This is a genomic window from Bradyrhizobium sp. 21 (genome assembly GCF_023073335.1).
GTDB lineage: Bacteria > Pseudomonadota > Alphaproteobacteria > Rhizobiales > Xanthobacteraceae > Bradyrhizobium.
Window position 1 is genome coordinate 1 of sequence record NZ_JADPJG010000021.1, and the last position, 26,566, is coordinate 26,566.

Here is a 26,566-nt window from a genome sequence, read left to right on the forward strand (position 1 = left end):
TCGCGCTGCCAAAAAAAAGATCTGCGCCACTTGACGAACGGCCGGCTAATGGGTGTCACCGTAATCGCCAGACCGACCAGAAGCTTTGTCTTGAGGTCTTCCAAGTGCCCGCCGAGACGGGGAAGCGGAAGCTTTCCCGCGTGATCTCTGCGATTTTCTTGCTTTTGCCAAGAAAGGATTCAGCCGCGTTCTCGAGTTCCGCGATCTCGCTGGCCCCAAGCGATATCAGCCATCGATCAGGATTGGCCTTCATCTCAGCGCCTTGCCAGGCGGACGGGATGTCGATCTTCCCTGGAGGGCGATTGATCCCGCCGGGCGCTGAGATCGCGTTCATAGCGTTGGCTCCTGAGAAGATGGGTCGCCAGAAAAGGCGTCGGACCATCGACGATATTAAAGTTTGCGCACGACGCAAGCAAACGACAGCGCTTTCCGCCATGGCCCAGGAGGAACATGGGCCCGATCCCGCCGTTGCTCTTGTCTCACCGGAGGAAAGTTCATGTCAACGAAATCGCTCGCCGAGATCGCAAAGGAAATGGCCGGCATCGACATCGCCATTCTTTCGACCCACACCGAGACAGGCGAGATCGCCAACCGGCCCATGAGCAACAATGGCGACGTCGATTACGACGGCACCTCCTATTATTTCACCTACGAAAAGGCCCGGACCGTATCGGATATCCAGCGAAATCCGAAGGTGGCGCTCGGATTCTCGTCCGAGGCGGGCCTGTTCTCGAAGGGGATCTACGTGGCCGTCGAAGGCACTGCCGAACTGATCCGGGACAAGGCGGCCTTCCAGCAGCACTGGACGAGCGATCTCGACAAGTGGTTCGACAAGGGCGTCGATACGCCAGGCATCGTCCTGATCAAGGTTAGAGCTAACCGCGCGACCTATTGGGCAGGGCGCGAAGAGGGCGATGTCGAGCTCTGAGCGGACACGGCCTCGAGGCTGCCGACGGAGCCGCGATTGTGCGCAAGATCCTGAACTGGTTTTTCCGCAATCGCGAAACGGGCGCCATCACGATCGCCCAGTGGCCCAATCTCGTTCTGTGGATCGTGATCGTGGCGGCCGTTCTGCTCTGGATTTGGCCCTCGTCAGGGCAAGTCAGCGTCGCCTTTGCGGCTGTCGTCAAAGGCGGACTTCTGGTCTGGGCCGCCGACGAGATCGTCCGCGGTGTCAATCCCTGGCGACGCTGTCTCGGAACGGCTGTCGCCGTCTATGAGCTCAGTACATTTCTGTCGTGAAGCTGTACCGAAAAACCGATAGGGCCGAGCCCGGGGATTACAGGACAGTGCACTCAATCGCGGTGTCCGCCAAGCGTCGACCAAGGCCGCGGAGCCCCGCAGGATGGCGACGGCTAGCTAATTTAATGCACTGGACTGCATAATCTGCGCAATTCGGGAAAATGCGCGGGCAGCGCCTGGGTCAGTGAAGAAGATGCCGAGTGCAAGCGTCGGGTGGTCTTGCTCATGTGCCATGCGCGCCATCTTCGCGTTCCCCGTAGGCTTGGTTTTTGATCGGCTGGGATGCGAAGCTGGCCGGGAGCACGATGAGGGTGGACCTGTCATGGCCCAGAAGAAAATCCACGACCGACCCCGGCTCGACGGGCATTGGGCTCGGCAAAACATGGAGCACCTGGAGCCAGCCGCCATCATGATAGTCGTCTGGATGGTTGGTGAAGACGACATCGTCGATCAGGTCGACATGCATCCATTGAACGACACCCACGGCGGTTCCGGAAGCGATCACGGGGATCGAGACGGCCCGCAGTTCCGGTTCATGCCCGGCAGACGTCAAATCCAGTGATGCGATTTCGAAATCGTTCGAAAGCCTTGACCATTCGGTCATCGTCCCATGGATGGGCAAGCGCAGCGGCGCGAGGCTGTTGAACCGCGAAACGTCGAAGCCGGACGCCATTTTAACATTGCTGTAGGCGGCGAGCGTTTCGCTTGCCACAAGGCAACCCATAGCCGTTGCCGCCTTTGGAATGACGATCGCATCTTCGGCAATCAGCCGGCGCCGCGCATCTTCAAACGTGCTCAACACATCCTCGGCCAGGAGATCGCTGGACAGGATCTCGGAGATCAGGATGTCGGCTTTCCTCGGGATGTCCTCGCCGACGGAAAGACCCGTCGAGGATCTGCCGATAACCGTGATCTGTTCGCCATATCCGTTTTCGGCGACGATCTCTTGCGCAACGCGCGCTATGGCCGGAACCGCTTCGCAGGTGACGATGCTGGTGGCGCCTTCGCGCGCCGCCATCATCGACAGCAACCCGCTGCCCGTGCCGATGTCGAGGATTTGCGCGCTCGAGCCGCGGATTGCCAGCGCCCGACGGATCGCCCGTTCGAAACAATCGTTGCGCCGCGTGTCGTTCATCATGGGGATGTGCCAGAAGGGAACGATCGCGGACGACAACCGGCGCAATTGGTGGTAGGCGTTGACATTGTCGGGCTGAAGCCGAAGAACATGGCCGAACTCGATGATCGCTTCATCCTTTCGCCCGCTATCGGCCAGTGCAACGGCGAGATTGTTGCGGATGAGCGCATTGTGGGGAGCCAAGCCGGTCGCGATTTCAAAACAGCTCAGCGCCTCGGCCAAACGCCCGGTCCTGTGGAGCAGCCCACCCTTGGCAGCCAGGGCATTAAGGTGATGCGGCTCGATCGAAAGCAGCGCGTCCCAGTAATAGATGGCGCGATCGATCTGTCCGCGTGCCGCAACCACACCTGCTAGGAGCGGGAGCACATCCGCGCTGCGATAATCGTCTAACAACACCTCCAGATAGTGCTGCTCGGCGCGTTCCCAATTGCCGGCGACATGGAATTGCATTGCCCTGTCCAGTGAGAGCCGTGCCGAATTTGCAGGCTCTCCAACTGTCTCGCTGTTCATCCCAACTCCCCATTCAGTCTTAAAGAACCAGGAAGCGGGTTGTACCCCGACCGGTCCCGCCCGAGCGCGAGCATTGTTCAGGTGCATTCCAGATACGCGAGACGGGCATTCCCAGAGACCCCTACGGCGGCCATGCAGGGGATGTTACGGTCGCTACAATTCATTTCCGCGAGTTCTGGTCGACTGCCCAAATGGCAGGCGGACACGACTGTATCTTCGCCTTGGGCGATTTCCGCCGTATGGATGGAATCGTGGCAAGCGCCGGGCCGCGATCGTCTATCACACGAGTTGCCTCGCCGCCGCCGAAATCATCACCATCCCCCCCGTAACCACCGCGACGTCGAGGATCACCGTGTGGATATGCACCGGCATCCGCTCGACGAACGCCTTGGCCAGGAACGCGCCGGGGATCGCTATCCCGCCGATCAGCAGCGCGAACGCGAGCACCTGTGCGGTCACGGCGCCGGCGAGGCCGAACACCGAGATCTTGATGAGGCCGGTGCCGAGCGAGATCATCGCATCGGTCGCGATCACGGCGGCGCCCTCGAGTCCCGCAGCCATCAGCAGCGAGAGCAGGATCACGCCGGAGCCCGAGGTGCCGCCGACCAGCACGCCGTAGCCGACGGAGCCGGCGGCAAGACCCGTGTCGCCGATCTTGACCTTGCGGGCGCGGAGCACGCGGCGCAGCGGCACGCTCAGGATCAGCATGGTGCCGATCACCAGCGCTGCGCCGGCATTGGTCAGCCGCGTGTAGCCGTAGGCGCCGAGCGCTGTCGTCAGCGCGGCACAGGCGAGCACGATCAGCGCGCGGCGGCGATCGGCGTAACGCAGATATGCAAGCGTGCGGCTCGAATTGGTGAAGATCGCGGAGATCGCGATGATCGGCACCACGGGCTCGGCGCCGACCAGCGGCACCAGCACCAGCGGCATCAGGGCGCCGGTGCCGTAGCCGGCGAGACCACCGATGATCGAAGCAAACAACGCCATCAACGCGACCAGCAGAAGCTGAAAGATCGAGATGTCGGCGAAGCCTGAGACGATAGTCACGTTCTCTCGTCGCGGCTGATTCGGGCCGCAGCTTGATCGGCGATGGAAGCGAGTGCGGCTTCCTCTAGGGGAAAATCCGCCGCAAGCCAAGCGTCCTCGGCGAGCGTCAACACATGTCCGAGCGCGGGCCCTTCCGCCACGCCGCGCGCGATGAAGTCGGCGGCGCGAAGCGGAAATTTCGGCGCAGTCCAGCGCTGCGGCAGCTCCGCGAGGGCACGCCATCGCGACGAGCCGACGTCACCGCCGGCTCTCGCCCAGCCCAGCAACACGCGATCGTGATAGCTGTCCGCACCGAGCCGGTAGAGTAGCCGCCGCGCATCGGCTTCGTCCTTGGTCGTCAAGCGCCACCAGCGGTGCCCCATCGAATCCAGCGCCTTGGTTTCCGCGTTGGAGAGCCTCAATCGCGTGGCGACGCGCTTGGCATCTTCGGTCACGGCGACCGTGAGCGCGGCGAGCCGCCGCGTACTGCTTGCCGGCAGGCCAAGCTCGCGCTCGATCGCGATCATCGCCGCGAGCGGCCCGGTATAGGCGACGCCACCGGTCAGCGCCTGCAGCAATCCGCCCTCGGCCATCGCCAGCACGGCTGCGGATGCGCCGTGAGCGACCAGCAGCTTCAGCATCTCCATGCGCAGCCGCTCGGCCGAGAGGCTGGCAAGGCCGGCGCGGCCGCGGATGCAGGCGAGATAGCCATCGCGGTCGGGCATCCCGGCGCCGAAGGCGGCGTGGATGCGGAAGAAGCGCAGGATGCGCAGGAAATCCTCGGCGATGCGCTGGTCGGGATCGCCGATGAAGCGCACGCGGCGCGCCCTGGCATCCGCGACGCCTCCGACGTAATCGTAGACGACGCCTGTGGCATCGACCGAGAGCCCGTTCATGGTGAAGTCGCGGCGCTCGGCGTCCTTCACCCAGTCGCGGCCGAACGCGACCTTGGCCTTGCGGCCGAAGGTTTCGGTGTCCTCGCGCAGCGTCGTGACTTCGTAAGGCTGGCTGTCGATGACCAGCGTGACGGTGCCGTGGTCGATGCCGGTCGGCACGCTCTTGATGCCGGCAGCTTTGGCGCGCCGCACCACCTCGTCGGGGCGCGCCGTGGTCGCGATGTCGATGTCGCCGGGCACGAGACCGAGCAGCGCGTTGCGGACGGCGCCGCCGACCACGCGCGCCTCCTCGCCATCCGCGTTGAGCAGCTCCAGCACGCGCGCGGTCCCGCCCGAAGTCAGCCAGGGCACATCGGCAAGTATCGGCTCCGCGCTCATCGTCCAGCCCCTATTTTTCCGCGCCCGGCACGAGCTTGCCGTTCACGACATGGGCGGGAACGTAGGTCGAGTTCGGCGCGGCGCCGGAGAAATGCGCCAGGCCGATCAACCCCGCGATGACCAGCACGAGCGCCGCCAGGGCCAGGCGCGCGACGACGGTGATCGGCCATGACGACTGCACGAACAGTCCGGACCGGGTGGCGGCCAGAAACAACGCATAGACGACGAAGGGAACGAGGAAGATTCCGATCTCGGTCAGAACCGGCCGGATCATGACGAATAGATCCGCTCATACAGCACGCGCAGCATTCCGGCCGTCGCACCCCAGATGTAGCGCTCCGCAAACGGCATCGCGTAGTAGGACCGCTCCATGCCGCGGAATTCCTTGCTGTGCACCTGGTGGTTGGCCGGGTTCATCAGAAAGGACAGCGGCACTTCGAACGCATCATCAACCTCGGAATGGTTGATCGTCAGCTCGAAGCCCGGCCGCACCCTGGCGACCGTCGGCAGGATGCGGAAGCCGAACGCGGTGCCGTAGAGATCGAGATAGCCGAGCGGCTCGACGAAGTCGCGCGACAGCCCGACCTCCTCCTCGGCCTCGCGCAGCGCCGCATCGAGCGGCGAGGCATCGGTCGCGTCGATCTTGCCGCCGGGAAAGGCGATCTGGCCGGCATGGTCGTTCAGATGCGCCGAGCGCTGCGTCAGCAGGATGGTCGGCTCGGGATGATCGACCACCGCTATCAAAACCGCGGCCGGCCGCACCGGCTGCTCGCGCGCGATGATCTCGAGCATCTTGTCGGTGCCGGGATCGCCCGAGGCCGGAATGATGTTGGGATCGTAAAGGCCGGGCGGAACGTCGAAGCCCAATCGCGCCGTGGAGCGGGCGAAGAAATCGGCCGCTCCGAACGTGGCGGGATCGTTCCTCAGGATAGGCTTGTTCAAAGCGCGGCCCTCACCTGCTCCGCATCGGCCATGGCGAAGAATTCGCCGGCCGATTCGACGCCGAACATCGGCTGGCCATCGACCATCCGCTCCTCACCCATGTCAACCAGATCGTAATAGAGCGCGCGGGTGACCTTGGCCCAGAGCTCGGCGCGGACGTGCAAGTATGGCGTCAGCCCGCCGCCCTCGCCCTGCTCGAAGCGCAGCCGGTGCGCGGCGTCGCAGGTGACCCAGTCGTCGACATTGGTGCGGAAGCGGAGCACGCGATGGCTGCCCTCGCCGTCCGTCTGCATCTCGACCGCCATGAACGGCGCGTCATCGACGCGAATGCCGACCTTCTCCACGGGCGTGACGAGGAAATGCTTGTCGCCTTCACGCTTGAGGATGGTCGAGAACAGGCGAACCAAGGCATGACGGCCGATTGGCGTCCCCATGTAGAACCAAGTCCCGTCGGAAGCGATTCGGATGTCGAGATCGCCGCAAAACGGCGGATTCCACAGATGCACCGGAGGCAGGCCCTTTTTGGCGCCTTCGGCATCCGCAGCACTTTTGGCGGCGGCAGTTAGCCCCTCGAGACCGCGATCGGCGCTCTGCCCTTGGTTCGCCATGGTTTGCCCTGACTCTGTCATTTGGCACGTTTGGTGCAAGTCTAACTTGTAAGTCTACGTTGTATGTCGGTGCGCGGTTCCACCCCGGATTAGCCCGGTGTGGAGGTCGCCACTTCGTGATGCCCTACATAGCCCTAAGCCGATAAGGTGGGGATAGGTTAATTCAACGAATACATGGCCTTCCTGCAAGTCTAGCATAGGGCCCAAGCGTTGACTCGACGGGTATCGACCAGACGACGCGATGACATGACGAGACAAGCGAGCTGCATGGCAGGCTGAAGGAGCTAACGGATGGCGGAGAGTGTCGAGAAGCTCGAAGACGGGATCGTCCGTTCGGCCGAGCAGGTGTCGAGCCAGATTCGCGCGGCAAAGGATGCCATCGCGTCCGTCATCTTCGGCCAGGACCGCGTGATCGAGAACACGCTGGTCACCATCCTCTCCGGCGGCCATGCGCTCCTGATCGGCGTCCCCGGTCTCGCCAAGACCAAGCTGGTCGAGACGCTCGGCATCACGCTCGGGCTCGATGCCAAGCGCATCCAGTTCACGCCCGACCTGATGCCGTCGGACATTCTCGGCGCCGAAGTGCTGGACGAGAGCACCGCCGGCAAGCGTGCCTTCCGCTTCATCTCTGGCCCCGTCTTCGCGCAACTGCTGATGGCCGACGAGATCAACCGCGCCAGCCCGCGCACGCAGTCGGCGCTGCTGCAGGCGATGCAGGAGCAGCACATCACCGTTGCCGGCGCGCGTCACGATCTGCCGAAGCCGTTCCACGTGCTCGCGACCCAGAACCCGCTCGAGCAGGAAGGCACCTATCCGCTGCCCGAAGCGCAGCTCGACCGTTTCCTGATGGAGATCGACGTCGACTATCCCGATCGCGACGCCGAGCGCCGCATCCTGTTCGAGACCACCGGCGCCGATGAGACGCTGGCGCGGGGATCGATGACCGCGGATGCGCTCATCACCGCACAGCGGCTGATCCGGCGCCTGCCGGTCGGCGATTCCGTGGTGGAGGCGATCCTGTCGCTGGTGCGTTCGGCCCGTCCCGGGCCGGAGAGCGGCGAGACCGGCAAGTTCATCGCCTGGGGACCGGGCCCGCGCGCCAGCCAATCCTTGATGCTCGCGGTGCGCGCACGCGCGCTGATCGACGGACGCCTCGCGCCCTCGATCGACGACGTGCTCGACCTCGCCGAGCCCGTGCTGAAGCACCGCATGGCGCTGACGTTCCAGGCACGCGCCGAAGGCCGCACGATTCCGGAAATGATCCGGCAATTGAAGACACGGATCGGTTGATGGCCGCAGAGAACGGGCACGCAGCGAAGGAGATCATCGCGATCCGACGTGCCGATGGCGAAAGCCGTACGCTCGCCGCTTCGCTGCCGCGCCTGGTGCTCGAGGCCCGCCGTATCGCCGCCAACGTCATCCACGGCCTGCACGGCCGCCGCCGCGCCGGCTCCGGCGAGAATTTCTGGCAATACCGCCGTTTCGTCTCCGGCGAGCCGGCGCAGAATGTCGACTGGCGCCGCTCCGCGCGCGACGACCATCTCTATGTCCGCGAGCTCGAATGGGAAGCCTCGCACACGGTCTGGATCTGGCCGGATCGCTCGCCCTCGATGGCGTTCGCCTCGAAGACCGCGCGCGAGTCCAAGCTCGAGCGCACGCTGATCGTCGCTTTCGCGCTGGCCGAGCTGCTGGTCTCCGGCGGCGAACGCGTCGGCATTCCCGGGCTGATGGCGCCGACCGCCAGCCGCAGCGTCATCGACAAGATGGCGCAGGCGATGCTGCATGACGGCGCCGACCGGCTGAGCCTGCCGCCGTCCTTCGTGCCCGCGGCGCTCGCCGAGACGATCGTGCTGTCGGATTTCTGGTCGCCGATCGCGGAGATCAGGGCGACGCTCGCGGGACTGTCCGGCTCGGGCGCGCATGGCACGCTGGTGCAGGTCGTCGATCCCGCCGAAGAATCGTTTCCTTATTCCGGACGCGTCGAGTTCGTCGAGCCCGAGGGCTTCGGCGTGATCACCGCCGGCCGCGCCGAGAGCTGGGCGCAGGATTACACCACGCGGCTCGCGCTGCACCGCGACCAGATCCGCGCCGAGACCAACAAGCTCGACTGGCTGTTCGCGACACACGCCACCGACCGCTCATCTGCCGAGCTGTTGCTGTTCCTGCATGCCGGCATGCAGGTGAGCAAGTCGGGCGCCCGCACCACGACGATCAAGGCGGGGCCCGCCGCATGATGGGACTGCCGCTCGCTTTCACCGAACCGCTGCTGTTGATTGGCCTCGTGAGCCTGCCCGTGCTTTGGTGGCTGCTGCGCGTGATGCCGCCACGGCCGCGCCGCATCGAGTTTCCGCCGACGCGCCTGCTGTTCGACATCGCACCGCGCGAGGAGACGCCCGCGCGGACGCCGTGGTGGCTGACCGCATTGCGCCTCCTGGCTGCCGCGCTCGTCATTTTCGCCGCCGCCGGCCCGGTCTGGAATCCGCAGACAGGCCTCGCCTCCAGCAAGGCGCCGCTGATGATCATGTTCGACGACGGCTGGAGCGCGGCATCGAACTGGGACATCCGGATCAGGGCCGCCGACGAGCTGATCGTAAATGCCGACAACGACCGCCGCGCGATCGCGCTGGTGCCGCTGTCCGAGCCGAACCGCGACATCACGCTGATGCCGGCCGGCCCCGCGCGCGTCGCGCTGCGGCAGCTCACGCCAAAGCCCTATTCGATCGACCGCGTCGAGACCCTGACCGCAATCGATCGCTTCCTGAAAGCGACCGGCGATTGCGAGATCGCCTGGCTCTCCGATGGCGTCGACACCGGTCGCGGCGAGGAATTCGTGGCTGGCCTCGGCAAGACCATCGGCGATCGCAGCCTGACCGTGTTCGAAGGCGGCACCTCCTCGCCGCTGGCCCTGGTCGCGGCCGAGAACGCCGCCGCCAGGATGACGGTGAAGGTGCTGCGGGCCGACAGCGGCGCCGCCATCGGCACCGTGCGCGCGCTGGACCAGAAGGCCTCGCCGATCGGCGAAGCGCGTTTTTCGTTCGGCCCGCAGGACAAGGAAACCGAAGCTGCGTTCGATCTGCCGGTCGAGCTGCGCAACGACATCACGCGGCTTGAAATTGCCGGCGAGCGCTCCGCCGGCGCGGTGCAGCTGCTCGACAAGCGCTGGCGCCGCCGCGCCATCGGCATCGTCTCGGGCGCGACCAGCGAGACCGCGCAGCCGCTGCTGGCGCCGACCTTCTATCTTACCCGCGCGCTGGCGCCGTTTGCCGACGTGCGGCTGGCCGACAAGGGCTCGCCGCAGCAGGGCATCACGCAGTTTCTCGACCAGAAACTGCCGATGATCATTCTCGCCGATGTCGGCACCATCGCCCCTGAAATCCGCGAGCGCCTCAATGGCTGGATCGACCAGGGCGGCGTGCTGGTGCGGTTCGCAGGTCCAAGGCTGGCGCAGGCCGAGGACGATCTCGTCCCGGTGAAACTGCGCAAGGGCGGCCGAACGCTTGGCGGCAGCCTGACCTGGGAGAAGCCGCAGCATCTGGCCTCCTTTGCGGCCGACGGTCCGTTTGCCGGCGTCGTGGTCCCCAAGGACGTCACCATAAACCGCCAGGTGCTGGCCGAGCCCGACGCCGTGCTCGCCACCAAGAGCTGGGCCTCGCTGGAAGACGGCACGCCGCTCGTCACCGGCGAACATCGCGGCAAGGGCGTGGTCAGCCTGTTCCACGTCAGCGCCGACATGCGCTGGTCGGATCTGCCGATGTCGGGCACCTTCGTCGAAATCCTGCGGCGGGTCGTCGACATGTCCGGCTACACCGCCAAGCCGGGCGCAGGCGTTGCCGGCGAGGCGACCGCCGAGACGGTGGCGCCGCTGCACATCATGGACGGCTTCGGCGCCTTCGGCCCGCCGCCGGCCGCCGCCAAGCCGCTGCCCGCGGATTATCGCGACCGCGCCACACCCGATCATCCGCCCGGCTTCTACGGTCCGGCAGAAGGACCGCTCGCCGTGAACACGCTTGCTAGCGCCGACCGCATCGCAGCCCTGAACACCGCGGGCCTGCGCGCCCGGCACGCCACCTACACCAATGCCGAGCCGCGCGACCTGCGCGGCTGGCTGCTCTCGACGGCACTGGCGCTGTTCCTGATCGACGCCATTATCGTCGCGGTGCTCGGCGGCGGCATCGCCGCGCTGCTGCGCCGCCGCGCCGCACCGGCGATGATCGTCTTCGGACTGGCGCTCGCAGGCCTCGCCTCGTTCGTGCCCACGCCGTCGCACGCGGACAGCGCCTCCGACGAGTTCGCGATGAAGGCGGTGTCGCAGACCCGTCTCGCCTATGTCGTCACCGGCAATGCCGACGTCGATTCCATCGTCAAGGCGGGGTTATCAGGACTGACCCTGTTCCTGGCGCAGCGCACCGCGCTCGAGGCCGGCGACCCCGTCGGCATCGATCCGGCGCGCGACGAGCTCGCCTTCTTCCCGCTGATCTACTGGCCGATCGTGCCGGGCGCGCCCAAGCCGCCGCAGGATGCCATCAACAAGATCGACGCCTACATGAAGCAGGGCGGGACCGTGCTGTTCGACACCCGCGACGCGATCGAAGCATCGCCCGGCGCAAACGGCGCGGCGCAGACCCCCGCCATGCAGACGCTGCGCGAGATCCTGTCTTCGCTCGACGTGCCCGAGCTGGAGCCGGTGCCGCGCGAGCACGTGCTGACCAAGACCTTCTATCTCCTGCGCGACTTCCCCGGCCGCTTCAGCACCGGCCAGACCTGGGTCGAGACCCTGCCGCGCGACGACGAGGACGAGAGCGCGCAGCGGCCGGCGCGCGGCGGCGACGGCGTCTCGCCGATCATCATCACCTCGAACGATCTTGCCGGCGCCTGGGCCGTGCGGCCCGACGGCCAGTCCATGCTGCCGATGACAGGCGGCGACCTCCGCCAGCGCGAATTCGCCTACCGCGCGGGCGCCAACATCGTGATGTACACGCTGACCGGCAACTACAAGGCCGACCAGGTGCACGCACCGGCGTTGATTGAACGGCTGGGGCAATAGGATCGATATGAATTACGGCATCGCGTTCACGCCGCTTGTCCCCGCGATCGTCTTGTGGCTCGCACTGGCCGCGATCGTCGTCATCGCGCTGGTGCTGCTGCTTGCGCGGGCGCGCGGCGCTGCCGTGCGCGTCGCCGCGCTGGTGCTGTTCCTGCTGGCGCTCGCCAATCCCTCCTTCACCCGCGAGGACCGCGATCCCCTCACCTCGGTCGCCGCTGTCGTCGTCGACAAGAGCCCGAGCCAGAATTTCGGCAACCGCAATCGCGAGGCAGCAACGGCGCAGGAAGCGCTGGTGGACAGCCTGAAGAAGATCAAGGGGCTCGAGGTCCGCGTCGTCGATGCCGGACAGGCCGATGGCGAAACCGACGGCACAAAACTGTTCGGCGCCCTCGCCTCGGCTTTGTCCGACGTGCCGGTCGACCGCGTCGCCGGAGCATTCCTGATCACCGACGGCCGCGTCCACGACATTCCGGCCAACGCCGCCGGGCTCGGCTTCCAGGCGCCGGTGCACGCACTGATCACCGGGCAGAAGGACGAGCGCGACCGCCGTATCGCGATCATGGCGGCGCCGCGCTTCGGCATCGTCGGGCAGCCCCAGACCATCACCTACCGCCTCGACGACCAGGGCGTCAGCGGCGAGCGCGCCAAGGTCACGGTCCGCAGGGACGGCGAGGTGATCAACGAGCGCACGCTGGGAAGCGGCCAGACCGCCAGCGTCGAGGTCGACATCAAGCATTCCGGGCCGAACATCGTCGAGATCGAGGCCTCGCCGCTGGAGCGAGAGCTGACTCCGGTGAACAACCGGGCCGTCGTCGCCATCGACGGCGTGCGCGACAAGCTGCGCGTGCTGCTGGTCTCGGGCGAGCCGCATTCCGGCGAACGCACCTGGCGCAATCTGCTCAAGTCCGACGCCAGCGTCGACCTCGTCCACTTCACCATCCTGCGTCCGCCGGAGAAGCAGGACGGCACGCCGATCAACGAATTGTCGCTGATCGCGTTTCCGACCCGCGAGCTGTTCCAGCAGAAGATCAACGAATTCCAGCTGATCATCTTCGACCGCTATGCCCGCCAGGGCGTGCTGCCGATCGCCTATTTCGACAACATCGCACGCTATGTGCGCGGCGGCGGCGCCGTGCTGGTCTCGGCCGGGCCCGACTACGCCTCCAACACCAGCATCTGGCGCACGCCGCTGGATTCGGTGCTGCCGGCAGAACCGGTCGGCGTGACGGAGAAGCCGTTCTACGCGCACCTGTCCGACGTCGGCAAACGCCATCCCGTCACGCGCGGTCTCGAAGGCTCCGCGAGCGAACCGCCGCACTGGAGCCGCTTCTTCCGCACCGTCGACACCCGCAATTCCGTCAACCCGCCGGTGATGACTGGCGCCGACGGCAAGCCGCTGTTGTTCCTGACGCGCTTCGGCGAGGGCCGCGTCGCGCTCTTGCTTTCCGACCACATCTGGCTATGGGCGCGCGGCTATGAGGGCGGCGGCCCGCACCTCGATTTGCTCAGGCGGATGTCGCACTGGCTGATGAAGCAGCCCGATCTGGACGAGGAGGCGCTGCGCCTGCAGGTCCAAGGCAAGGATCTCGTGGTGGTGCGCCAGACCATGGCAGACAGCGTCCAGCCGGTGAGCGTGACCTCGCCCTCGGGCGTGTCGCGCGATCTGACGCTCAGTGCCGGCGATCCCGGCGAATGGCGCGCCAGCGTGCCGGCGAGCGAGCTCGGCCTGTGGGCTGCCACCGACGGCACGCTGAAGGCGCTGATCAATGTCGGCCCGACCAATCCGAAGGAGTTTTCGGAAGTCACCTCCACCATCGACACGTTGAGGCCGCTGACGCAGGCCACGGGCGGCAATTCCGTGCGCGTGGTCGACGGCGCCAGCGTCGAGCTGCCGCGCATCCTGCCGGTGCGCTCGGCGAGCGTCTTCCATGGTGACGGCTGGATGGGCGTGCGGTTGCGCGACGCCAGCGTGGTCAAGGGCGTCGGCGTGCTGCCGATCTTCGCAGGTTTGATCGGGCTGTTGCTGCTGCTCGGCGCGTTTGCTGCGACGTGGGTCCGCGAAGGACGCTAGTTGCAGGAACGACACATCGCGTGGACGGCCCACGTGGGCTGCCCGGCTGCGGTTGACATTCGCTGACCGATGCTGCGATGTTACATTATAACATCGCGGGATCAGGGGATGATACCCGCGACGTGGGGTGGCGTTTCCAGATGAAGTGGTTCCGGTCAAATATCAGGCACGGCGCCCGGCTCGCGATGTTCGCGATGCTGGTGCAGTTCGCGCTGACGTTCGGCCACAGCCATTGGTTCGCCCAAGCCGCTCCCCTCGCCCAGTCTTCGCTTCAGCAGACCGACAGCACCAAGGGCGCGGCCTCGATTGACCGCGCAGCGGTCGAGAAGCAATCGCCAGGGGGTCCCGACCGGGAGCAGCCGGGCGACGACAATTGCGCGATCTGCGCATTGGTCGCGATGGCCGGCACCGTCATGTTTGCGGCGCCGCCTCTGCTGCTGCTGCCGCAGGCGATCGACCTGCTCTACCGCACCACCGATGCCGAGTTCATCCATCTGAAATCGGCCCGCACGGCGTTCCAGCCGCGCGCGCCTCCCGCGTCCTGACTTCCAACATCGTTTGATCACGCCCGGACTCGCCGCTTTCAGGCGCATGCCCGGGAGACGTTGAAGTCGAATTCCGTCGCGCTGCGACGGCAGGCCGCCTCCGATCAACAAACATCTTCGGACCGCGCCTGACTGGAATCAGGACCATGTCATTTGAATTGCGACGCGCGCAGCGCCTTGGGGGAGCAAGCCTGCTCCTGCTCGGCGCCGCCGCCAGCCCGGCGCTGGCTGAGGACAAGTCATCCAGCGAAATCCCAGCCGTCACCGTGACGGCCCCGAGCCCCATCGTGCGCAGAGCGGTGGTGCCGACCCGCAGCCCGGTCCGTGTCGCGCGCACTGGCCGGACGCGCAGCCACGAACGCACGGCGGACGCGCCGCCGGCAGCCTCCACGCCCGCCGCGCCTCAGCAGGGCGTGCTGCCTGTTGTGACCAACCAGTTCGCCACCGTCACGGTGGTGCCGAACGAGGAGATCCGCCGCGAGGGCGGCGGTCAGCTCGGCGATCTCCTGTTCTCCAAGCCGGGCATCACGGGCTCGAGCTTCGCACCCGGCGCCTCCAGCCGGCCGATCATCAGGGGTCTCGACGTCAACCGTGTCGGCATCGTCGAGAACGGCACCAATTCCGGCGGTGCCTCCGACCTCGGCGAGGATCATTTCGTCCCGATCGATCCGCTCGCGACCAACCAGGTCGAGGTGGTGCGCGGGCCGGCTGCGCTCCGCTACGGCTCGACCTCGATCGGCGGCGTCGTCAGCGCCACCAACAACCGGATTCCGGATGCGCTGCCGAACTGCGGTGCGCCGCCGTTCCAGAGTTTCGGGCTGCCGGTCAAGGCGCCGCTCGCGAGCGCCGGGACGTCGCCTTGCGTGACCGCCGAGACGCGCAGCGCGTTCAGCTCGGTTGACCGTGGCGTCGAGAGCGGCTTGCTGCTCGACACCGGCGGCGGCAACTTCGCCTTCCACGCCGACGTCTACGGGCGCAACACCACCGACTACAGCATCCCGAGCTATCCCTACCTCGCCGACCAGACCCGGTCCGTCGCCAACGGGCGCCAGCCCAATTCGGCGACACGCTCGGACGGCGCCTCGATCGGCGGCTCCTACTTCTTCCAGGGCGGCTATATCGGCGCTGCGATCACGCAGAACGACTCGCTCTACCACATCCCCGGCATCGACGGCGCCGACCACAACACGCGCATCGACGGCCACCAGACCAAGATCAACGTCAAGGGCGAGTACCATCCCGATGCGGCCGCAATCGACACCGTCCGCTTCTGGGCCGGCGCGACCGACTACCGGCACAATGAGATCGGCCTTGCCGATCCCGCCGATCCCAACACTGACGGCGTGCGGCAGACTTTTACCAACAAGGAGCAGGAGATCCGCACCGAAGTGCAGTTGATGCCGTTCAACGCGCGCTTTGCCGAAGTGACGACGGCGCTGGGCTTCCAGGTCGGGCATCAGGAATTGAGCGCGCCGAGCCCGGACAATCCGGGCACGCTGTTCAACGGGTTGTGGGACCCGAACAACAGCACGCGCGTCGCCGGCTACGCCTTCAACGAGTTCAAGTTCACGGACGCGACGCGAGCGCAGATCGCCGGCCGCATCGAGCATGTCGAGCTGCACGGGACGACACCGGATTTTCCGGCAGACTTCCTGCCCGACGGCACGCCGCAGGCGGGCATCGCCCGCAATCCGTCCTTCACACCGAAGAGCGGCAGCATCGGCCTGTTGCAGGACCTGCCGGGCGGCATGGTCGGCAGCATCACCGCGCAATATGTCGAGCGCGCGCCGAAGGCGGCGGAGCTGTTTTCCCGTGGCGGCCATGACGCAACTGCGACCTTCGACATCGGCAATCCGAACCTGACCATCGAGACTGCAAAGTCGGTCGAGCTCGGCGTGCGCAAGGCGACGGGACCATTCCGCTTCGAGGCGACCGTCTACACCACGCATTTCGACAATTTCATCTATCGCCGGCTCACCGGCGTGATGTGCGATGGCGACTTTGCCTCCTGCGGCGCGCCCGCTGCCGAGCTGAACCAGGCGGTCTACTCGCAACGCAATGCGAATTTCCGCGGCGGCGAATTCCAGTCGCAGCTCGATATCGGCGCATTCCAGGGCGGCATCTGGGGCATCGAGAACCAGTTCGACGTGGTCCGCGCCACCTTCACCGACGGCACCAACGTGCCGCGCATTCCGCCGATGCGACTGGGCGGCGGCGTGTTCTGGCGCGACGACAACTGGCTGATGCGCGTCAATTTGTTGCACGCCTTCGCCCAGAACAACGTCGCCGTGATCGCGGAGACGCCGACATCGGGCTACAATTTGCTGAAGGCCGAGGTGAGCTACAAGACCAGGCTCGACCGCAACTGGTTCGGTGCGCGCGAGATGATTGCCGGCATCGTCGGCAACAATCTCCTCAACGAGAACATCCGCAACTCGGTGTCCTACACCAAGGACGAGGTGTTGATGCCCGGCATCGGCGTCAGGGCGTTCGCCAATTTCAAGTTCTAGCCTTGCTCCAGTCGGGGCCCATGGGGCCCCGACTGACATGGCCGACGGCGGCGCTATCCTTCGAGCGATGCAGCGGCGCTCGCGATGAATTCCGCCACGGCCTCGGGCTGGGACAGCATCGGCACGTGCGAGCTCTGAAGCACGAGCGCAGTCGCGTCGAGCCTGAGGCGCCGGCCACGCTCAGGTTGAATGCGTCAACCGCTTCTCGAACCGCCAATGCTCCACGGGAAAAGGCCCGTTCGACGTCTCCGACAGCATCACGAACGTGCCGGCCAGGCTCCAGCCGCTTTTCTCGTAGAACCGCGCCGCACGATTGTTGCCGACGGCACAGGCCAGCCACGCCAGATCCACACCGCGCGCGGCGAGCCGTGCTTCCGCATCCGTGATCAGGGCCATTGCAACACCTGACCCGTGCGCTTCGGGCGACACGAAGAGCTGGTACAATTCGTCACCCTTGATGGCGCAGAAGCCGAGCGGCGCGCCGGCGGGGCCGACGACACAGGCATTGGGAAGCACGACTGCGAGCCGATCGCGAAAGCTCGAGAGAGTACGGAGGCGGACCAGCTCGGGTGGCGCAAGCGGCGCATGCGATTCATGCCAGACGTCGTGCCACAAGCGCGCGAGATGATCGATCTCACCGGCATCAGCGGGACGCACCTGCATCTTCGATACTCCCAAAGGCAAGCGTCCTGCTGCGCGCGGCCCTAGCCCCGCGCCTTGCTCCAGTCCGGACCGACCTGTCCCGACACGCCCGCGAAGGCGCCGTCGACGAGTTCGAACACCAGAATGCGGGCGGCGTCGACCGGGCCGGGCATGGTGACGCGGCCCTTGGTGACCGGCTTGAAGCCGACGCGGCTGTAATATGGCTCGTCGCCGACCAGCAGCACGATGGCATGGCCCTTGGCCCTGGCGTCCTTGAGCGCGCGCTCCATCAACAGGCGGCCGACACCGCGGCCGCGGAACGGCGGCTCGACCGTGAGCGGCCCGAGCAGCAGCGCCGGCGTCTCGCCGACCAGCACCGGCAATTGCCTGACCGAGCCGACCAGCAGCGTGCCGATGCGGGCGGTGAAGGACAGTTCGAGCAAATGGTCGACATGCTCGCGAATGCGATAAGCGCTGAGCACGAAGCGGCCGGGCCCGAAGGTGCGTTCGTGCAGCCGTTCGATCGCCTGGGCGTCGCCGGCAGCTTCGGGAAGGATGGTAAGCGAGAGATCCGTCATGTTAGCCGGCGGGATAACATCTCAGACAGCAATGGTCCACCGGGCTCATGCGCGATCGACGCCTGTGCCCGGCTGCGGGTGAGGACGGCCGCGTACAGCAACGTCCAGAGCGAGAGCATCAAGATCGGGATGATGTAATACTGGGTGAAGACCGGGTGTGTGGCAAAGAATGCGAGATTCAGCGCGAGATTGCCGGCGACCAGCAGCGTGAGTTTCCTGACGCCGGCATGATTCGCGAAACGCCACAACAGCGCGGCCCAGACGCAGGCGATCACGATCAGCGGGAACTGCGTGTCGCCGAGATAGGCGCGCAGCACGGCGGGATCGAGACTCGGCGCAGCCGTATCCTGGCCGCCATAGGCCGAGACCAGCGGATTGCCCGAATTGACCAAATTCGCCGCGAATACCGGCAACAGGCCGACGAGGAACGCCAGAGCAAGTGCGAGTCCCTGCAGGAAGGTTTCGCGGGTGCGCCAGATCAGGAACGACAGGCCGAAGAACAGGAAATAGCCGGCCGACAGAACCACGTTCGCGATCCGAAAGCTCGCGGACAGGCCGAGCAGAACGCCGACGGAAGCGATCATCAACAGGCGGCGCCGACCTTCATCAACGAACAGCCTGGCGGTGAAGAGGCCCGTCAACGCGCAGACGACCATGGTCGGCGCCATCGAATAGCTCGCCTTGGTCGGGTTGATCATGAAGTAGATCGCGAGCGCACCGAACAATGCGGCTGATATCAACGACGCCCACTCCCGCGCGCGCCACAGCCCGTACAGTGCAAAGCCGGCGATGACCGCGTTCGCCAACGCATAGAGCGGAATGACCTGGAACCCTTCCGGGAACAGCGCCAGCACGAAGCCGGTGCCCGGCGGCGGCGTCATCACCGATTTGCTGCCGTCGGCGGTTTGCGTGTGGCAGGGCGCCCGGGTGGGATCGTTCCAGTCCGGGTAGTCGATGCTGCGCAGCTTGCCCGCGAGATAGCCGTCGGTTTCACGGGCGAGGCTGGTGTCGAGCCCGTGCCAGCCGAAGCGCTGGAACAGATGGGCCTGCCTGAGATAACAGATATCGTCATAGACGCCGCGGCTCTCGCTCCAATGCGAGATCAACCGAACGTTGCTGGCCAGAATTGCCAGAAACACAATTGAAAAAACGACTTTGAAAGCTCTCATGGGCGACTGCCGGACAGGACGGCTCAGCTTGGAAACGGCCCGCCGCCTGTACAGGAAAAGCGCCGGCAAGTATAGCAAGGTGGGGATTTTGGAGGTGAGGCGGACGTGGCCGACATGGGCGTGGACATGGGCTCGGACATGGGCTCGGATTTGGGCTTGGATTCAACCGACACGCGCCAGAGCGGTGCCGCTGCGGCGCCTGCTGCCGCGCCGCGGATCCTGCTCATCATCCCCTGCTTCAACGAGGAGGCCTCGATCGGCGGCCTCCTGAGCGAGATCGCGGCGACCGGCCGCCCCTACCACACCCTGGTCGTCGACGACGGCTCGACGGACGCGACGTCCGCGGTGGCGAGCTGCCGCTCCCCCGTTGCCCGCCTGGCGCAAAACCTCGGCATCGGCGGCGCCGTCCAGACCGGCATCAAATACGCGGCGCGGCAGGATTTCGATTTCTGCATCCAGATCGACGGCGACGGGCAGCACGATCCACGCGCTATCGAGACGCTTCTGGACGCCTATCGCAAGGACCCGGCCAACATCATCATCGGAAGCCGCTTCATCGACCATGCCGGCTTCTGCTCCACACGCATGCGCCGCGCCGGAATCAGGCTGATCGTGCTCGCGCTCAACGGTCTCTTCAGCGGCGGCCGCATCACCGATCCGACCAGCGGCATGCGGCTGCTCGACCGCTCCGCCATCGCCTTCTTCGCGAAGGCGTACCCGGCGGATTTTCCGGAACCGATCTCGCTGGCCTGGGCGATGCGCGCCGGCCTCACGGTCAGCGAGGTCGCGGTCGAGATGCGTCCGCGGGCGACCGGCGTCAGCTCGATCGACGGACTGAAGTCGGCGAGCTACATGATTCGCGTCCTCGGCTACATCCTGCTCGCGCGTCTGATGAGATCGCCATGACGCCGCGCTCTTCCGTGCCGATCTGCGACTTCATCATCTCGTCGAACATCTTGAGGGGGTGCCAGTGCCAACCGTCCTTCCCAGCGTAGAAACCGTCATCGTCATCTCCGCCTTTGCGTTGATCTACATGCTGGTGCTGCTGCGCAAGACGCTGCAAGGCAAGTTCGATCTCTATGACTTCCTGATGCTGTCCATGGTGGCGATCCTCCCGGCGGGCTTCGCGTTGTTTCCAAGCCTCGCCTATCTCGTCAGTCATTTGACCGGCGTCGTGTTTCCGTTCGTCGTGATGTTCGGCGCCCTGTTCCTGGTGGTGTTCGCGTTCCTGCACAACATGACGGCGCGGCTGCACAGGCTTGAGCGACAGAACTGTGCGTTGATCCAGGAGCAGAGCCTGCTGGCGCTGGAGTTGCAGGCGAAGGAGAGCAGCCGGCCCGGCGGTTGAGCTATTCCGGTTACCGCCAGATCGCTCTAACGCCAGGCCGCCCTTACCGCCACGTCGCGATCAACGGCTTGCCGTCCAGCACTTCCGCGATCCGCAACCGCGTGCCGGGCGTGGTCCCCTCGGGCAGCGCCGTGATCGCGAAGAACCCGCATTCGACGATCTCGTGGTTGGGCTCAGGGACGCGATCCTGCTTGAACTGCCTGACGACGTAGACCGCGACATGGTCGCGGCGGGAGACGTGGCTGTTGAGGAAGATGCCGTGCAGCACGGCCTCGCCGGTGAGATCGACATCCCCCTCCTCCTTGAGCTCGCGCCGCATCGCCTGCTCCATGGTCTCGCCGAGATCGACGCCGCCGCCGGGCAGATACCAGCCGGTGATGTAGCTGTGCCTGACCAGGAATACCCTGGTGTCGGCATCCAGGACCACGGCGCGGACGCCGAGCGTCATGCCGCGGACGAGCAGGAAATAGGCGTGGAAGATTCGCCGCAGCAGCGGCTCGAATGTCCGGCGAACACGATTCAGACGATCCCCCATCAGGCTCCCTTGACGCTTTGCCTGAGGCTTGGCTTGCGCGTTGCCCGCGACCTTGCCATTACAGCGGACGAATAGCGAGGCAATCGCGCGCGGTGACATCTTTCATGGCCCCCTTCACGCTCGCCCATCTGTCGGACCCGCATCTGCCGCCGCTGCCGGAGCCGCGGTTGATCGAGCTCGCCGGCAAGCGCGTGCTTGGCTACGTCAACTGGACGCGCAACCGTCACAAATACCAGCGCCGCGAGGTGCTCGACGCACTCGTCGCCGACATCCATGCGCAGGCGCCCGACCACATCGCGGTGACAGGCGATCTCGTCAACCTCGCGCTCGAGGCCGAGTTCGCGCCGGCGCGCGCCTGGCTCGACGGCGTCGGTCCGCCCGACCGCGTCACCACGATTCCCGGCAATCACGACGCCTATGTCCGCGCCACCTCGCATCGTTTCGGCGAGACCTTCGCGCCTTATCTGGCGGGCGACGACGGCCGCATCGGCTTTCCGGCGGTGCGCCGGCGCGGCCCACTCGCGCTGGTCAGCCTGTCCACGGCGGTGCCGACCCTGCCGCTGATGGCGACGGGCACGCTCGGTCGCGATCAGCTCGCCGCCCTCGACGAGGTGCTCGAGCGGCTTGCAGCCGAGGACGTCTTTCGCGTGCTGCTGGTGCATCATCCGCTGAAGTCCCGTGCGCGCCAGAAGCGGATGACTGACTCGGCCGATTTGCTGGCACTCTTGAAGCGCCACGGCGTCGAGCTGATCCTGCACGGGCACGACCACATTCATTCGACGATGTGGCTCGAGGGTCCCAACGGCAACATTCCCGCGATCGGCGTCCCCTCGGCCTCCGCACTCGCGCACGGGCACTACCCGGCCGCGGCGTATAATTTGTTCACGATCGAGAAGGACGATACCGGCTGGCGTTGCGAGCAGACGGTGCGGAGCCTTGGGGCTGGATTTCAGATCGGGCAGATCAAGCATACGCGGTTGATTTAGTTCGCCGCCAATTCACCAGCTCCGCAGAGCCGCCAGGAGGGCGAGGCCGAACAGCGCGGCGGCGCCGAGCACAAATCCGAACACGAACGGCCAGACGCGCGAGCGGCGCCGCGGCTGCGCGACCTCGGGCTTCGGCTCGGGCGGGACCACCATCGCATGCTCGCGCTCGATCATGCGGCGCGCGACGTAGTCGGTGACGGCCTCGACGATGACAGAGGTGTCGTGGGATTCGGCGAGCACGATGCGCCCGAAGCGGGTGTCCTGCACGAAGCGGTACATCCGCTTGTCGCGCCCCATGACGATGTGCGCGACGACGTCGATCCACAGCCTGGGCGTATCGCCCTGGCTGATGCCGCGGTCGAACAGGTCGATCTGCTCGGGCACCTGGGCGAACAGGGGATCGAGCGCGTCGTTCAGTATCTCCAGCCGCGCCACCTCGGCGTCGCGGAGGTCGACGACCACGCCGGTGCGGTCGGCGGCCTCGATCCGCGCGCGCAACAGCGCATCGCGCAGCCGCACCGGACGCGGCTGGCTGGAATGGGTCCCGCTGGTCTCGGGCTCTGACATTGGCGGCCTCGTCCTCACTTGGCGCGATTAACCTATCAGCAACCAATGTGCCCGCAAAGGCCCCACAATTCCAGTTACTTACGGTGCCCACAGCTGCTTCATCTGTGCCAAAAGCAGACGATCCCACCCGGCTTGCGCCGGATGGGACCATCCGTCCTTGGACGTCTTCTTATTTCAGGCCCGCGGCAATGCCGTCAGGCCGGGACCCGCGACGGCTCTTCCACGATCGAGAAGCGGACGCCGGCCTTGTGGCGGTTCTCTTCCGAGACCGAGCGCCAGGCGTCTTCGGCCTCCTTGCGGGTCTTGAACGGACCCTGGACCTGGGCCGAGCCTTCCACGAGCTTGTGGAAGTTCATCGAACCGAACTCGCCGCCGATCACCCAGAAATTGCTGTTGGTCATTGTCGCTCTCCTCTCAAGAAGCGTTCTGCGTTAGCCGAACTGGTTCATCGTGTTGTGGGCGCCGCCCGCCTTCAGGGCAGCCTCGCCGGCGAAGTATTCCTTGTGGTCGTCGCCGATGTCGGAGCCGGCCATGTTCTGATGCTTCGCGCAGGCGATACCCTGACGGATCTCGGCGCGCTGGACGTTCTTCACGTAGCCGAGCATGCCCTGCTCGCCGAAATATTCCTTCGCGAGATTGTCGGTCGAGAGCGCCGCCGTGTGGTAGGTCGGCAACGTGATCAGGTGATGGAAGATGCCGGCACGCTTGGCCGAATCCGCCTGGAAGGTACGGATGCGCTCGTCGGCTTCGATCGCCAGCGGCGTCTCGTCGTATTCCCGCTTCATCAGCTCGGCACGGTTGTACTTGCTGACGTCCTTGCCCGCTTCCTTCATCGCATCGTAGACCTGCCAGCGGAAGTTGAGGGTCCAGTTGAACGACGGCGAGTTGTTGTAGGCCAGCTTCGCGTTCGGAACCACCTTGCGGATCCGATCGACCATCTTGGCGATCTGCTCGATATGCGGCTTCTCGGTCTCGATCCACAGCAGGTCGGCGCCGTTCTGCAGCGAGGTGATGCTGTCGAGCACGCAGCGGTCTTCGCCGGTGCCGGGCCGGAACTGATAGAGATTGGAAGGCAGCCGCTTCGGGCGCATCATCTTGCCGTTGCGGTTGATGATGACGTCGCCGTTGCGGGCGTTCTCCGCCGTGATTTCCTCGCAATCGAGGAAGCTGTTGTACTGGTCGCCGAGGTCGCCCGGCTTGTGGCTGACGGCGATCTGCTGCGTCAGGCCGGCGCCGAGCGAGTCGGTGCGGGTCACGATGATGCCGTCTTCGACGCCAAGCTCGAGGAAGGCGTGGCGGCAGGCGCGGATCTTGGCCAGGAACACCTCGTGCGGCACGGTGACCTTGCCGTCCTGGTGGCCGCACTGCTTCTCGTCCGAGACCTGGTTCTCGATCTGCAGCGCGCAGGCGCCCGCCTCGATCATCTTCTTGGCCAGCAGATAGGTCGCCTCGGCATTGCCGAAACCGGCGTCGATGTCGGCGATGACAGGGACGACATGGGTCTGGAAGTTGTCGATCTTCTCGATCAATTCCTTCTCGCGGGTCTTGTCGCCCTCCTTGCGCGCCTTGTCCAGGCTGCGGAAGATGTCGTTGAGCTCGCGCGAATCCGCCTGACGCAGGAAGGTGTAGAGCTCTTCGATCAGCGCCGGCACCGAGGTCTTCTCGTGCATCGACTGGTCGGGCAGCGGGCCGAACTCGGAGCGCAGCGCCGCGATCATCCAGCCCGAGAGATACAGGTAGGTGCGATCGGTCTTGCCAAAGTGCTTCTTGACCGAGATCAGCTTCTGCTGGGCGATGAAGCCGTGCCAGCAGCCGAGCGACTGGGTGTATTTGGTGGGATCGCCGTCATAGGCGGCCATATCGGCCCGCATCAGCGCTGCGGTGTAGCGGGCGACGTCGAGGCCGGTCCTGAAGCGATTCTGCAGGCGCATGCGTGCGACGGCCTCGGCCGACACCCCGTTCCAGGTCGGCTGGGTCTCGAGGAGCGACTGGGCTGCCTCGATCTCGCTCTGATACGACGCCGGACCCTGGAGGGTGCTGATGCCGCGGGGCTGGTAATTCATGTGCCTGATCCTTTTTCGCTGACGATGGTGATCTCTGGCCATCGACATTCTTGACAATGCATTGCGAGATGCGTGTCAGAAGCTAAACGCGAGAAAGCTCAGGTCGTATAGAGGGCTTGTATTTGAATGGTGATGTCATGTAACATAAGAACATGTAATAGATGTTAATTTGTAAATTTTGTAAAGATTATAGGTCAACAAGATTGCCCTTGATGCCTCTGGAGACCTGAAAATGCCCGCCGGTTCCAGCAAAAAACTCTTCGTCGGCCCGCGCTTCCGGCGGATCCGGCAGCAATTGGGCCTGTCGCAGACCCAGATCGCCGAGGGGCTTGGGATCTCGCCGAGCTACGTCAACTTGATCGAGCGCAACCAGCGCCCGGTCACCGCGCAGATCCTGCTGCGGCTGGCCGAGACCTATGACCTTGACCTGCGTGACCTCGCCACCGCCGACGAGGACCGCTTCTTCGCCGAGCTCAACGAGATCTTCTCCGATCCGCTGTTCCGCCAGATCGACGTTCCCAAGCAGGAACTGCGCGACCTCGCCGAGCTCTGCCCCGGCGTCACCCATGCGCTGCAACGGCTCTACGCCGCCTATGCCGAGGCGCGCCAGGGCGAGACGCTGGCTGCGGCGCAGATGGCCGACCGCGACGTCGGCACGCGCTATGAGGCCAATCCGGTCGAGCGCGTCCGCGAGCTGATCGAGGCCAACCGCAACTATTTTCCGGAGCTGGAGCAGGCCGCGGAGACCCTTCGCGACGAACTGAACGTGCCGGCCGAGGAGCTTTATGCGGCGCTCGCGGCACGACTGCGCGAAAAGCATTCGATCCAGACCCGCATCATGCCCGTCGACGTGATGCGCGAGACGCTGCGGCGCTTCGACCGCCACCGCCGCCAGCTCCTGATCTCCGAACTGGTCGATCCGCCCGGCCGCGCGTTCCAGCTCGCCTTCCAGCTCGGCCTGGGCGAATGCGCGCAGCATCTGGAGACCATCATCAGCCGTGCAGGCCCGCTCGACGACACGCCGCGCCGCCTGTTTCGCATCACGCTCGCCAACTATTTTGCAGCCAGCGTGATGATGCCCTACCCGGCGTTCCTCGCCGCGGCCGAAGCGCTCAACTACGACATCCATTTGCTGGCGCAGCGCTTCAGCTCCGGCTTCGAGCAGGTCTGCCACCGGCTCACCACCCTGCAGCGGCCGAACGCGCGCGGCATCCCGTTCTTCCTCTTGCGCGTCGACAATGCCGGCAACGTCTCCAAGCGCTTCTCCTCCGGCACGTTCCCGTTCTCGAAATTCGGCGGCACCTGTCCGCTATGGAACGTGCACTCGACCTTCGACACGCCGGATCGCCTGCTCAAGCAGGTGATCGAGCTGCCCGACGGCACACGCTATTTCTCGATCGCGCAGATGGTGCGCCGCCCCGTCGCGCCGCACCCGCTGCCGCAGCCACGCTTCGCCATCGGCCTCGGCTGCGAGATCCGTCACGCCGCGCGCCTCGTCTATGCCGCCGGTATCGACCTCGAGAAGACAGAGGGCACGCCGATCGGCGTCAACTGCCGCCTCTGCGAGCGCGAAAACTGCGCCCAGCGTGCCGAGCCGCCGATCACGCGCACGCTGATCCTGGACGAGACGACGCGACGCGTGAGCTCATTCGCGTTCTCGAACGCAAGGGAGCTGTGAGGGGCGGCTGCGTGTTTGGCGATAAATCGGCGCAACAAACTCGCCGTCGTCCTGGCGAAAGCCAGGACCCATAACCACCGAACCATCGGGCAA

General features: G+C 65.6%; 26 protein-coding genes. 12 read left to right on the forward strand and 14 right to left on the reverse strand.

Annotated elements, in window-relative coordinates:
- Positions 1-55: 55 nt before the first annotated feature.
- Positions 56-334 (reverse strand): hypothetical protein, encoded by a 279-nt coding sequence (locus tag IVB31_RS20175; protein WP_247325639.1) that lies wholly within the window; start codon positions 332-334, stop codon positions 56-58.
- Positions 335-496: 162 nt separating this feature from the next.
- On the opposite strand from IVB31_RS20175, the gene IVB31_RS20180 reads away from it, so the two are divergent.
- Positions 497-928 (forward strand): pyridoxamine 5'-phosphate oxidase family protein, encoded by a 432-nt coding sequence (locus IVB31_RS20180; RefSeq protein WP_247325658.1) that lies wholly within the window; start codon positions 497-499, stop codon positions 926-928.
- Positions 929-966: 38 nt separating this feature from the next.
- A complete protein-coding gene (locus tag IVB31_RS20185; protein ID WP_247325663.1) occupies positions 967-1,242 on the forward strand; it encodes a hypothetical protein in 276 nt (91 codons plus the stop codon).
- Between the two features lie 223 nt (positions 1,243-1,465).
- Here IVB31_RS20185 and IVB31_RS20190 read toward each other — a convergent pair whose 3' ends face one another.
- The 6 genes from IVB31_RS20190 to IVB31_RS20215 form a co-directional block, all read right to left on the reverse strand.
- A complete protein-coding gene (locus tag IVB31_RS20190) occupies positions 1,466-2,827 on the reverse strand; it encodes a tetratricopeptide repeat protein (RefSeq protein ID WP_247325666.1) in 1,362 nt (453 codons plus the stop codon).
- A 339-nt stretch (positions 2,828-3,166) separates the two neighbouring features.
- Positions 3,167-3,934, reverse strand: a complete 768-nt coding sequence (locus IVB31_RS20195) for a TSUP family transporter (protein WP_247325668.1) — start codon at positions 3,932-3,934, stop codon at positions 3,167-3,169.
- Positions 3,931-5,187: a CCA tRNA nucleotidyltransferase gene (locus IVB31_RS20200; RefSeq protein WP_247325670.1), complete on the reverse strand. Its 1,257-nt coding sequence runs from the start codon at positions 5,185-5,187 to the stop codon at positions 3,931-3,933. Before IVB31_RS20200 ends, IVB31_RS20195 begins: the two co-directional genes overlap by 4 nt.
- Positions 5,188-5,197: 10 nt before the next feature.
- Positions 5,198-5,461, reverse strand: a complete 264-nt coding sequence (locus IVB31_RS20205; protein ID WP_247325673.1) for a DUF6111 family protein — start codon at positions 5,459-5,461, stop codon at positions 5,198-5,200.
- Complete coding sequence (locus IVB31_RS20210; RefSeq protein ID WP_247325675.1) at positions 5,458-6,129, reverse strand: CoA pyrophosphatase; 672 nt, start codon at positions 6,127-6,129, stop codon at positions 5,458-5,460. The genes IVB31_RS20205 and IVB31_RS20210 overlap by 4 nt, the downstream gene beginning before the upstream one ends.
- A complete protein-coding gene (locus IVB31_RS20215) occupies positions 6,126-6,737 on the reverse strand; it encodes a DUF1285 domain-containing protein (RefSeq protein ID WP_247325677.1) in 612 nt (203 codons plus the stop codon). The genes IVB31_RS20210 and IVB31_RS20215 overlap by 4 nt, the downstream gene beginning before the upstream one ends.
- Before the next feature lie 291 nt (positions 6,738-7,028).
- Here IVB31_RS20215 and IVB31_RS20220 point away from each other — a divergent pair, with 291 nt between their 5' ends.
- From IVB31_RS20220 to IVB31_RS20245, 6 genes are all read left to right on the forward strand, one after another.
- Complete coding sequence (locus tag IVB31_RS20220; RefSeq protein ID WP_247325679.1) at positions 7,029-8,027, forward strand: MoxR family ATPase; 999 nt, start codon at positions 7,029-7,031, stop codon at positions 8,025-8,027.
- Complete coding sequence (locus IVB31_RS20225) at positions 8,027-8,971, forward strand: DUF58 domain-containing protein (protein ID WP_247325681.1); 945 nt, start codon at positions 8,027-8,029, stop codon at positions 8,969-8,971. Before IVB31_RS20220 ends, IVB31_RS20225 begins: the two co-directional genes overlap by 1 nt.
- Positions 8,968-11,781, forward strand: coding sequence for a DUF4159 domain-containing protein (locus IVB31_RS20230; protein WP_247325684.1), 2,814 nt, complete (start codon positions 8,968-8,970; stop codon positions 11,779-11,781). Before IVB31_RS20225 ends, IVB31_RS20230 begins: the two co-directional genes overlap by 4 nt.
- A 7-nt stretch (positions 11,782-11,788) precedes the next feature.
- Positions 11,789-13,852 carry a hypothetical protein gene (locus IVB31_RS20235; RefSeq protein WP_247325687.1) on the forward strand — a complete coding sequence of 688 codons (2,064 nt, stop codon included), beginning with the start codon at positions 11,789-11,791 and terminating at the stop codon, positions 13,850-13,852.
- 140 nt (positions 13,853-13,992) lie between these two features.
- Positions 13,993-14,397 carry a DUF2946 domain-containing protein gene (locus IVB31_RS20240; RefSeq protein ID WP_247325690.1) on the forward strand — a complete coding sequence of 135 codons (405 nt, stop codon included), beginning with the start codon at positions 13,993-13,995 and terminating at the stop codon, positions 14,395-14,397.
- Between the two features lie 146 nt (positions 14,398-14,543).
- Complete coding sequence (locus tag IVB31_RS20245) at positions 14,544-16,907, forward strand: TonB-dependent receptor (protein WP_247325693.1); 2,364 nt, start codon at positions 14,544-14,546, stop codon at positions 16,905-16,907.
- 180 nt (positions 16,908-17,087) lie between these two features.
- Here the strand turns inward: IVB31_RS20245 and IVB31_RS20250 are convergent, their stop codons facing one another.
- From IVB31_RS20250 to IVB31_RS20260, 3 genes are read right to left on the reverse strand one after another with little or no spacing between them, the layout of a single operon-like run.
- On the reverse strand, positions 17,088-17,570 hold the full coding sequence (locus IVB31_RS20250; protein ID WP_247325696.1) for a GNAT family N-acetyltransferase: 483 nt from the start codon (positions 17,568-17,570) through the stop codon (positions 17,088-17,090).
- 41 nt (positions 17,571-17,611) lie between these two features.
- Entirely contained in the window at positions 17,612-18,127 is a 516-nt protein-coding gene (locus IVB31_RS20255; RefSeq protein ID WP_247325698.1) for an N-acetyltransferase, read from the reverse strand.
- Positions 18,124-19,296, reverse strand: a complete 1,173-nt coding sequence (locus IVB31_RS20260) for a hypothetical protein (protein WP_247325700.1) — start codon at positions 19,294-19,296, stop codon at positions 18,124-18,126. The genes IVB31_RS20255 and IVB31_RS20260 overlap by 4 nt, the downstream gene beginning before the upstream one ends.
- 114 nt (positions 19,297-19,410) lie before the next feature.
- Here IVB31_RS20260 and IVB31_RS20265 point away from each other — a divergent pair, with 114 nt between their 5' ends.
- Positions 19,411-20,202, forward strand: coding sequence for a glycosyltransferase family 2 protein (locus IVB31_RS20265; RefSeq protein ID WP_247326048.1), 792 nt, complete (start codon positions 19,411-19,413; stop codon positions 20,200-20,202).
- A 64-nt stretch (positions 20,203-20,266) separates the two neighbouring features.
- Positions 20,267-20,644 carry a DUF2304 domain-containing protein gene (locus IVB31_RS20270; protein WP_247325703.1) on the forward strand — a complete coding sequence of 126 codons (378 nt, stop codon included), beginning with the start codon at positions 20,267-20,269 and terminating at the stop codon, positions 20,642-20,644.
- Between the two features lie 43 nt (positions 20,645-20,687).
- Here the strand turns inward: IVB31_RS20270 and IVB31_RS20275 are convergent, their stop codons facing one another.
- A complete protein-coding gene (locus tag IVB31_RS20275) occupies positions 20,688-21,179 on the reverse strand; it encodes an NUDIX domain-containing protein (protein ID WP_247325705.1) in 492 nt (163 codons plus the stop codon).
- A 104-nt stretch (positions 21,180-21,283) separates the two neighbouring features.
- Between IVB31_RS20275 and IVB31_RS20280 the strand changes: the two genes are divergently transcribed.
- Positions 21,284-22,165, forward strand: coding sequence for a metallophosphoesterase (locus IVB31_RS20280; protein WP_247325707.1), 882 nt, complete (start codon positions 21,284-21,286; stop codon positions 22,163-22,165).
- 12 nt (positions 22,166-22,177) lie between these two features.
- On the opposite strand, the gene IVB31_RS20285 is transcribed toward IVB31_RS20280, so the two are convergent.
- The 3 genes from IVB31_RS20285 to IVB31_RS20295 all read right to left on the reverse strand — a co-directional run bounded on the left by IVB31_RS20285 (position 22,178) and on the right by IVB31_RS20295 (position 24,795).
- Positions 22,178-22,732 (reverse strand): hypothetical protein, encoded by a 555-nt coding sequence (locus tag IVB31_RS20285; protein WP_247325709.1) that lies wholly within the window; start codon positions 22,730-22,732, stop codon positions 22,178-22,180.
- A gap of 194 nt (positions 22,733-22,926) precedes the next feature.
- On the reverse strand, positions 22,927-23,133 hold the full coding sequence (locus IVB31_RS20290) for a hypothetical protein (RefSeq protein ID WP_247325711.1): 207 nt from the start codon (positions 23,131-23,133) through the stop codon (positions 22,927-22,929).
- A 30-nt stretch (positions 23,134-23,163) separates the two neighbouring features.
- The gene (locus IVB31_RS20295) at positions 23,164-24,795 is read right to left on the reverse strand and encodes an isocitrate lyase (RefSeq protein ID WP_247325723.1); all 1,632 of its coding nucleotides are present in this window, start codon (positions 24,793-24,795) and stop codon (positions 23,164-23,166) included.
- Between the two features lie 232 nt (positions 24,796-25,027).
- Here IVB31_RS20295 and IVB31_RS20300 point away from each other — a divergent pair, with 232 nt between their 5' ends.
- Positions 25,028-26,473 (forward strand): short-chain fatty acyl-CoA regulator family protein, encoded by a 1,446-nt coding sequence (locus IVB31_RS20300; protein WP_247325725.1) that lies wholly within the window; start codon positions 25,028-25,030, stop codon positions 26,471-26,473.
- Positions 26,474-26,566 lie beyond the last annotated feature (93 nt).

Bases quoted from the DNA above. Each gene is read 5' to 3' on its own strand.
- IVB31_RS20215 (WP_247325677.1), bottom strand. From the start codon at position 6,737: ATGGCGAACCAAGGGCAGAGCGCCGATCGCGGTCTCGAGGGGCTAACT.
- IVB31_RS20295 (WP_247325723.1), bottom strand. From the start codon at position 24,795: ATGAATTACCAGCCCCGCGGCATCAGCACCCTCCAGGGTCCGGCGTCG.
- IVB31_RS20250 (WP_247325696.1), bottom strand. From the start codon at position 17,570: ATGCAGGTGCGTCCCGCTGATGCCGGTGAGATCGATCATCTCGCGCGC.
- IVB31_RS20265 (WP_247326048.1), top strand. From the start codon at position 19,411: ATGGGCGTGGACATGGGCTCGGACATGGGCTCGGATTTGGGCTTGGAT.
- IVB31_RS20175 (WP_247325639.1), bottom strand. From the start codon at position 334: ATGAACGCGATCTCAGCGCCCGGCGGGATCAATCGCCCTCCAGGGAAG.
- IVB31_RS20180 (WP_247325658.1), top strand. From the start codon at position 497: ATGTCAACGAAATCGCTCGCCGAGATCGCAAAGGAAATGGCCGGCATC.
- IVB31_RS20280 (WP_247325707.1), top strand. From the start codon at position 21,284: ATGGCCCCCTTCACGCTCGCCCATCTGTCGGACCCGCATCTGCCGCCG.
- IVB31_RS20225 (WP_247325681.1), top strand. From the start codon at position 8,027: ATGGCCGCAGAGAACGGGCACGCAGCGAAGGAGATCATCGCGATCCGA.
- IVB31_RS20230 (WP_247325684.1), top strand. From the start codon at position 8,968: ATGATGGGACTGCCGCTCGCTTTCACCGAACCGCTGCTGTTGATTGGC.
- IVB31_RS20275 (WP_247325705.1), bottom strand. From the start codon at position 21,179: ATGGGGGATCGTCTGAATCGTGTTCGCCGGACATTCGAGCCGCTGCTG.
- IVB31_RS20205 (WP_247325673.1), bottom strand. From the start codon at position 5,461: ATGATCCGGCCGGTTCTGACCGAGATCGGAATCTTCCTCGTTCCCTTC.
- IVB31_RS20235 (WP_247325687.1), top strand. From the start codon at position 11,789: ATGAATTACGGCATCGCGTTCACGCCGCTTGTCCCCGCGATCGTCTTG.
- IVB31_RS20260 (WP_247325700.1), bottom strand. From the start codon at position 19,296: ATGAGAGCTTTCAAAGTCGTTTTTTCAATTGTGTTTCTGGCAATTCTG.
- IVB31_RS20255 (WP_247325698.1), bottom strand. From the start codon at position 18,127: ATGACGGATCTCTCGCTTACCATCCTTCCCGAAGCTGCCGGCGACGCC.
- IVB31_RS20290 (WP_247325711.1), bottom strand. From the start codon at position 23,133: ATGACCAACAGCAATTTCTGGGTGATCGGCGGCGAGTTCGGTTCGATG.
- IVB31_RS20285 (WP_247325709.1), bottom strand. From the start codon at position 22,732: ATGTCAGAGCCCGAGACCAGCGGGACCCATTCCAGCCAGCCGCGTCCG.
- IVB31_RS20220 (WP_247325679.1), top strand. From the start codon at position 7,029: ATGGCGGAGAGTGTCGAGAAGCTCGAAGACGGGATCGTCCGTTCGGCC.
- IVB31_RS20190 (WP_247325666.1), bottom strand. From the start codon at position 2,827: ATGCAATTCCATGTCGCCGGCAATTGGGAACGCGCCGAGCAGCACTAT.
- IVB31_RS20240 (WP_247325690.1), top strand. From the start codon at position 13,993: ATGAAGTGGTTCCGGTCAAATATCAGGCACGGCGCCCGGCTCGCGATG.
- IVB31_RS20300 (WP_247325725.1), top strand. From the start codon at position 25,028: ATGCCCGCCGGTTCCAGCAAAAAACTCTTCGTCGGCCCGCGCTTCCGG.
- IVB31_RS20200 (WP_247325670.1), bottom strand. From the start codon at position 5,187: ATGAGCGCGGAGCCGATACTTGCCGATGTGCCCTGGCTGACTTCGGGC.
- IVB31_RS20245 (WP_247325693.1), top strand. From the start codon at position 14,544: ATGTCATTTGAATTGCGACGCGCGCAGCGCCTTGGGGGAGCAAGCCTG.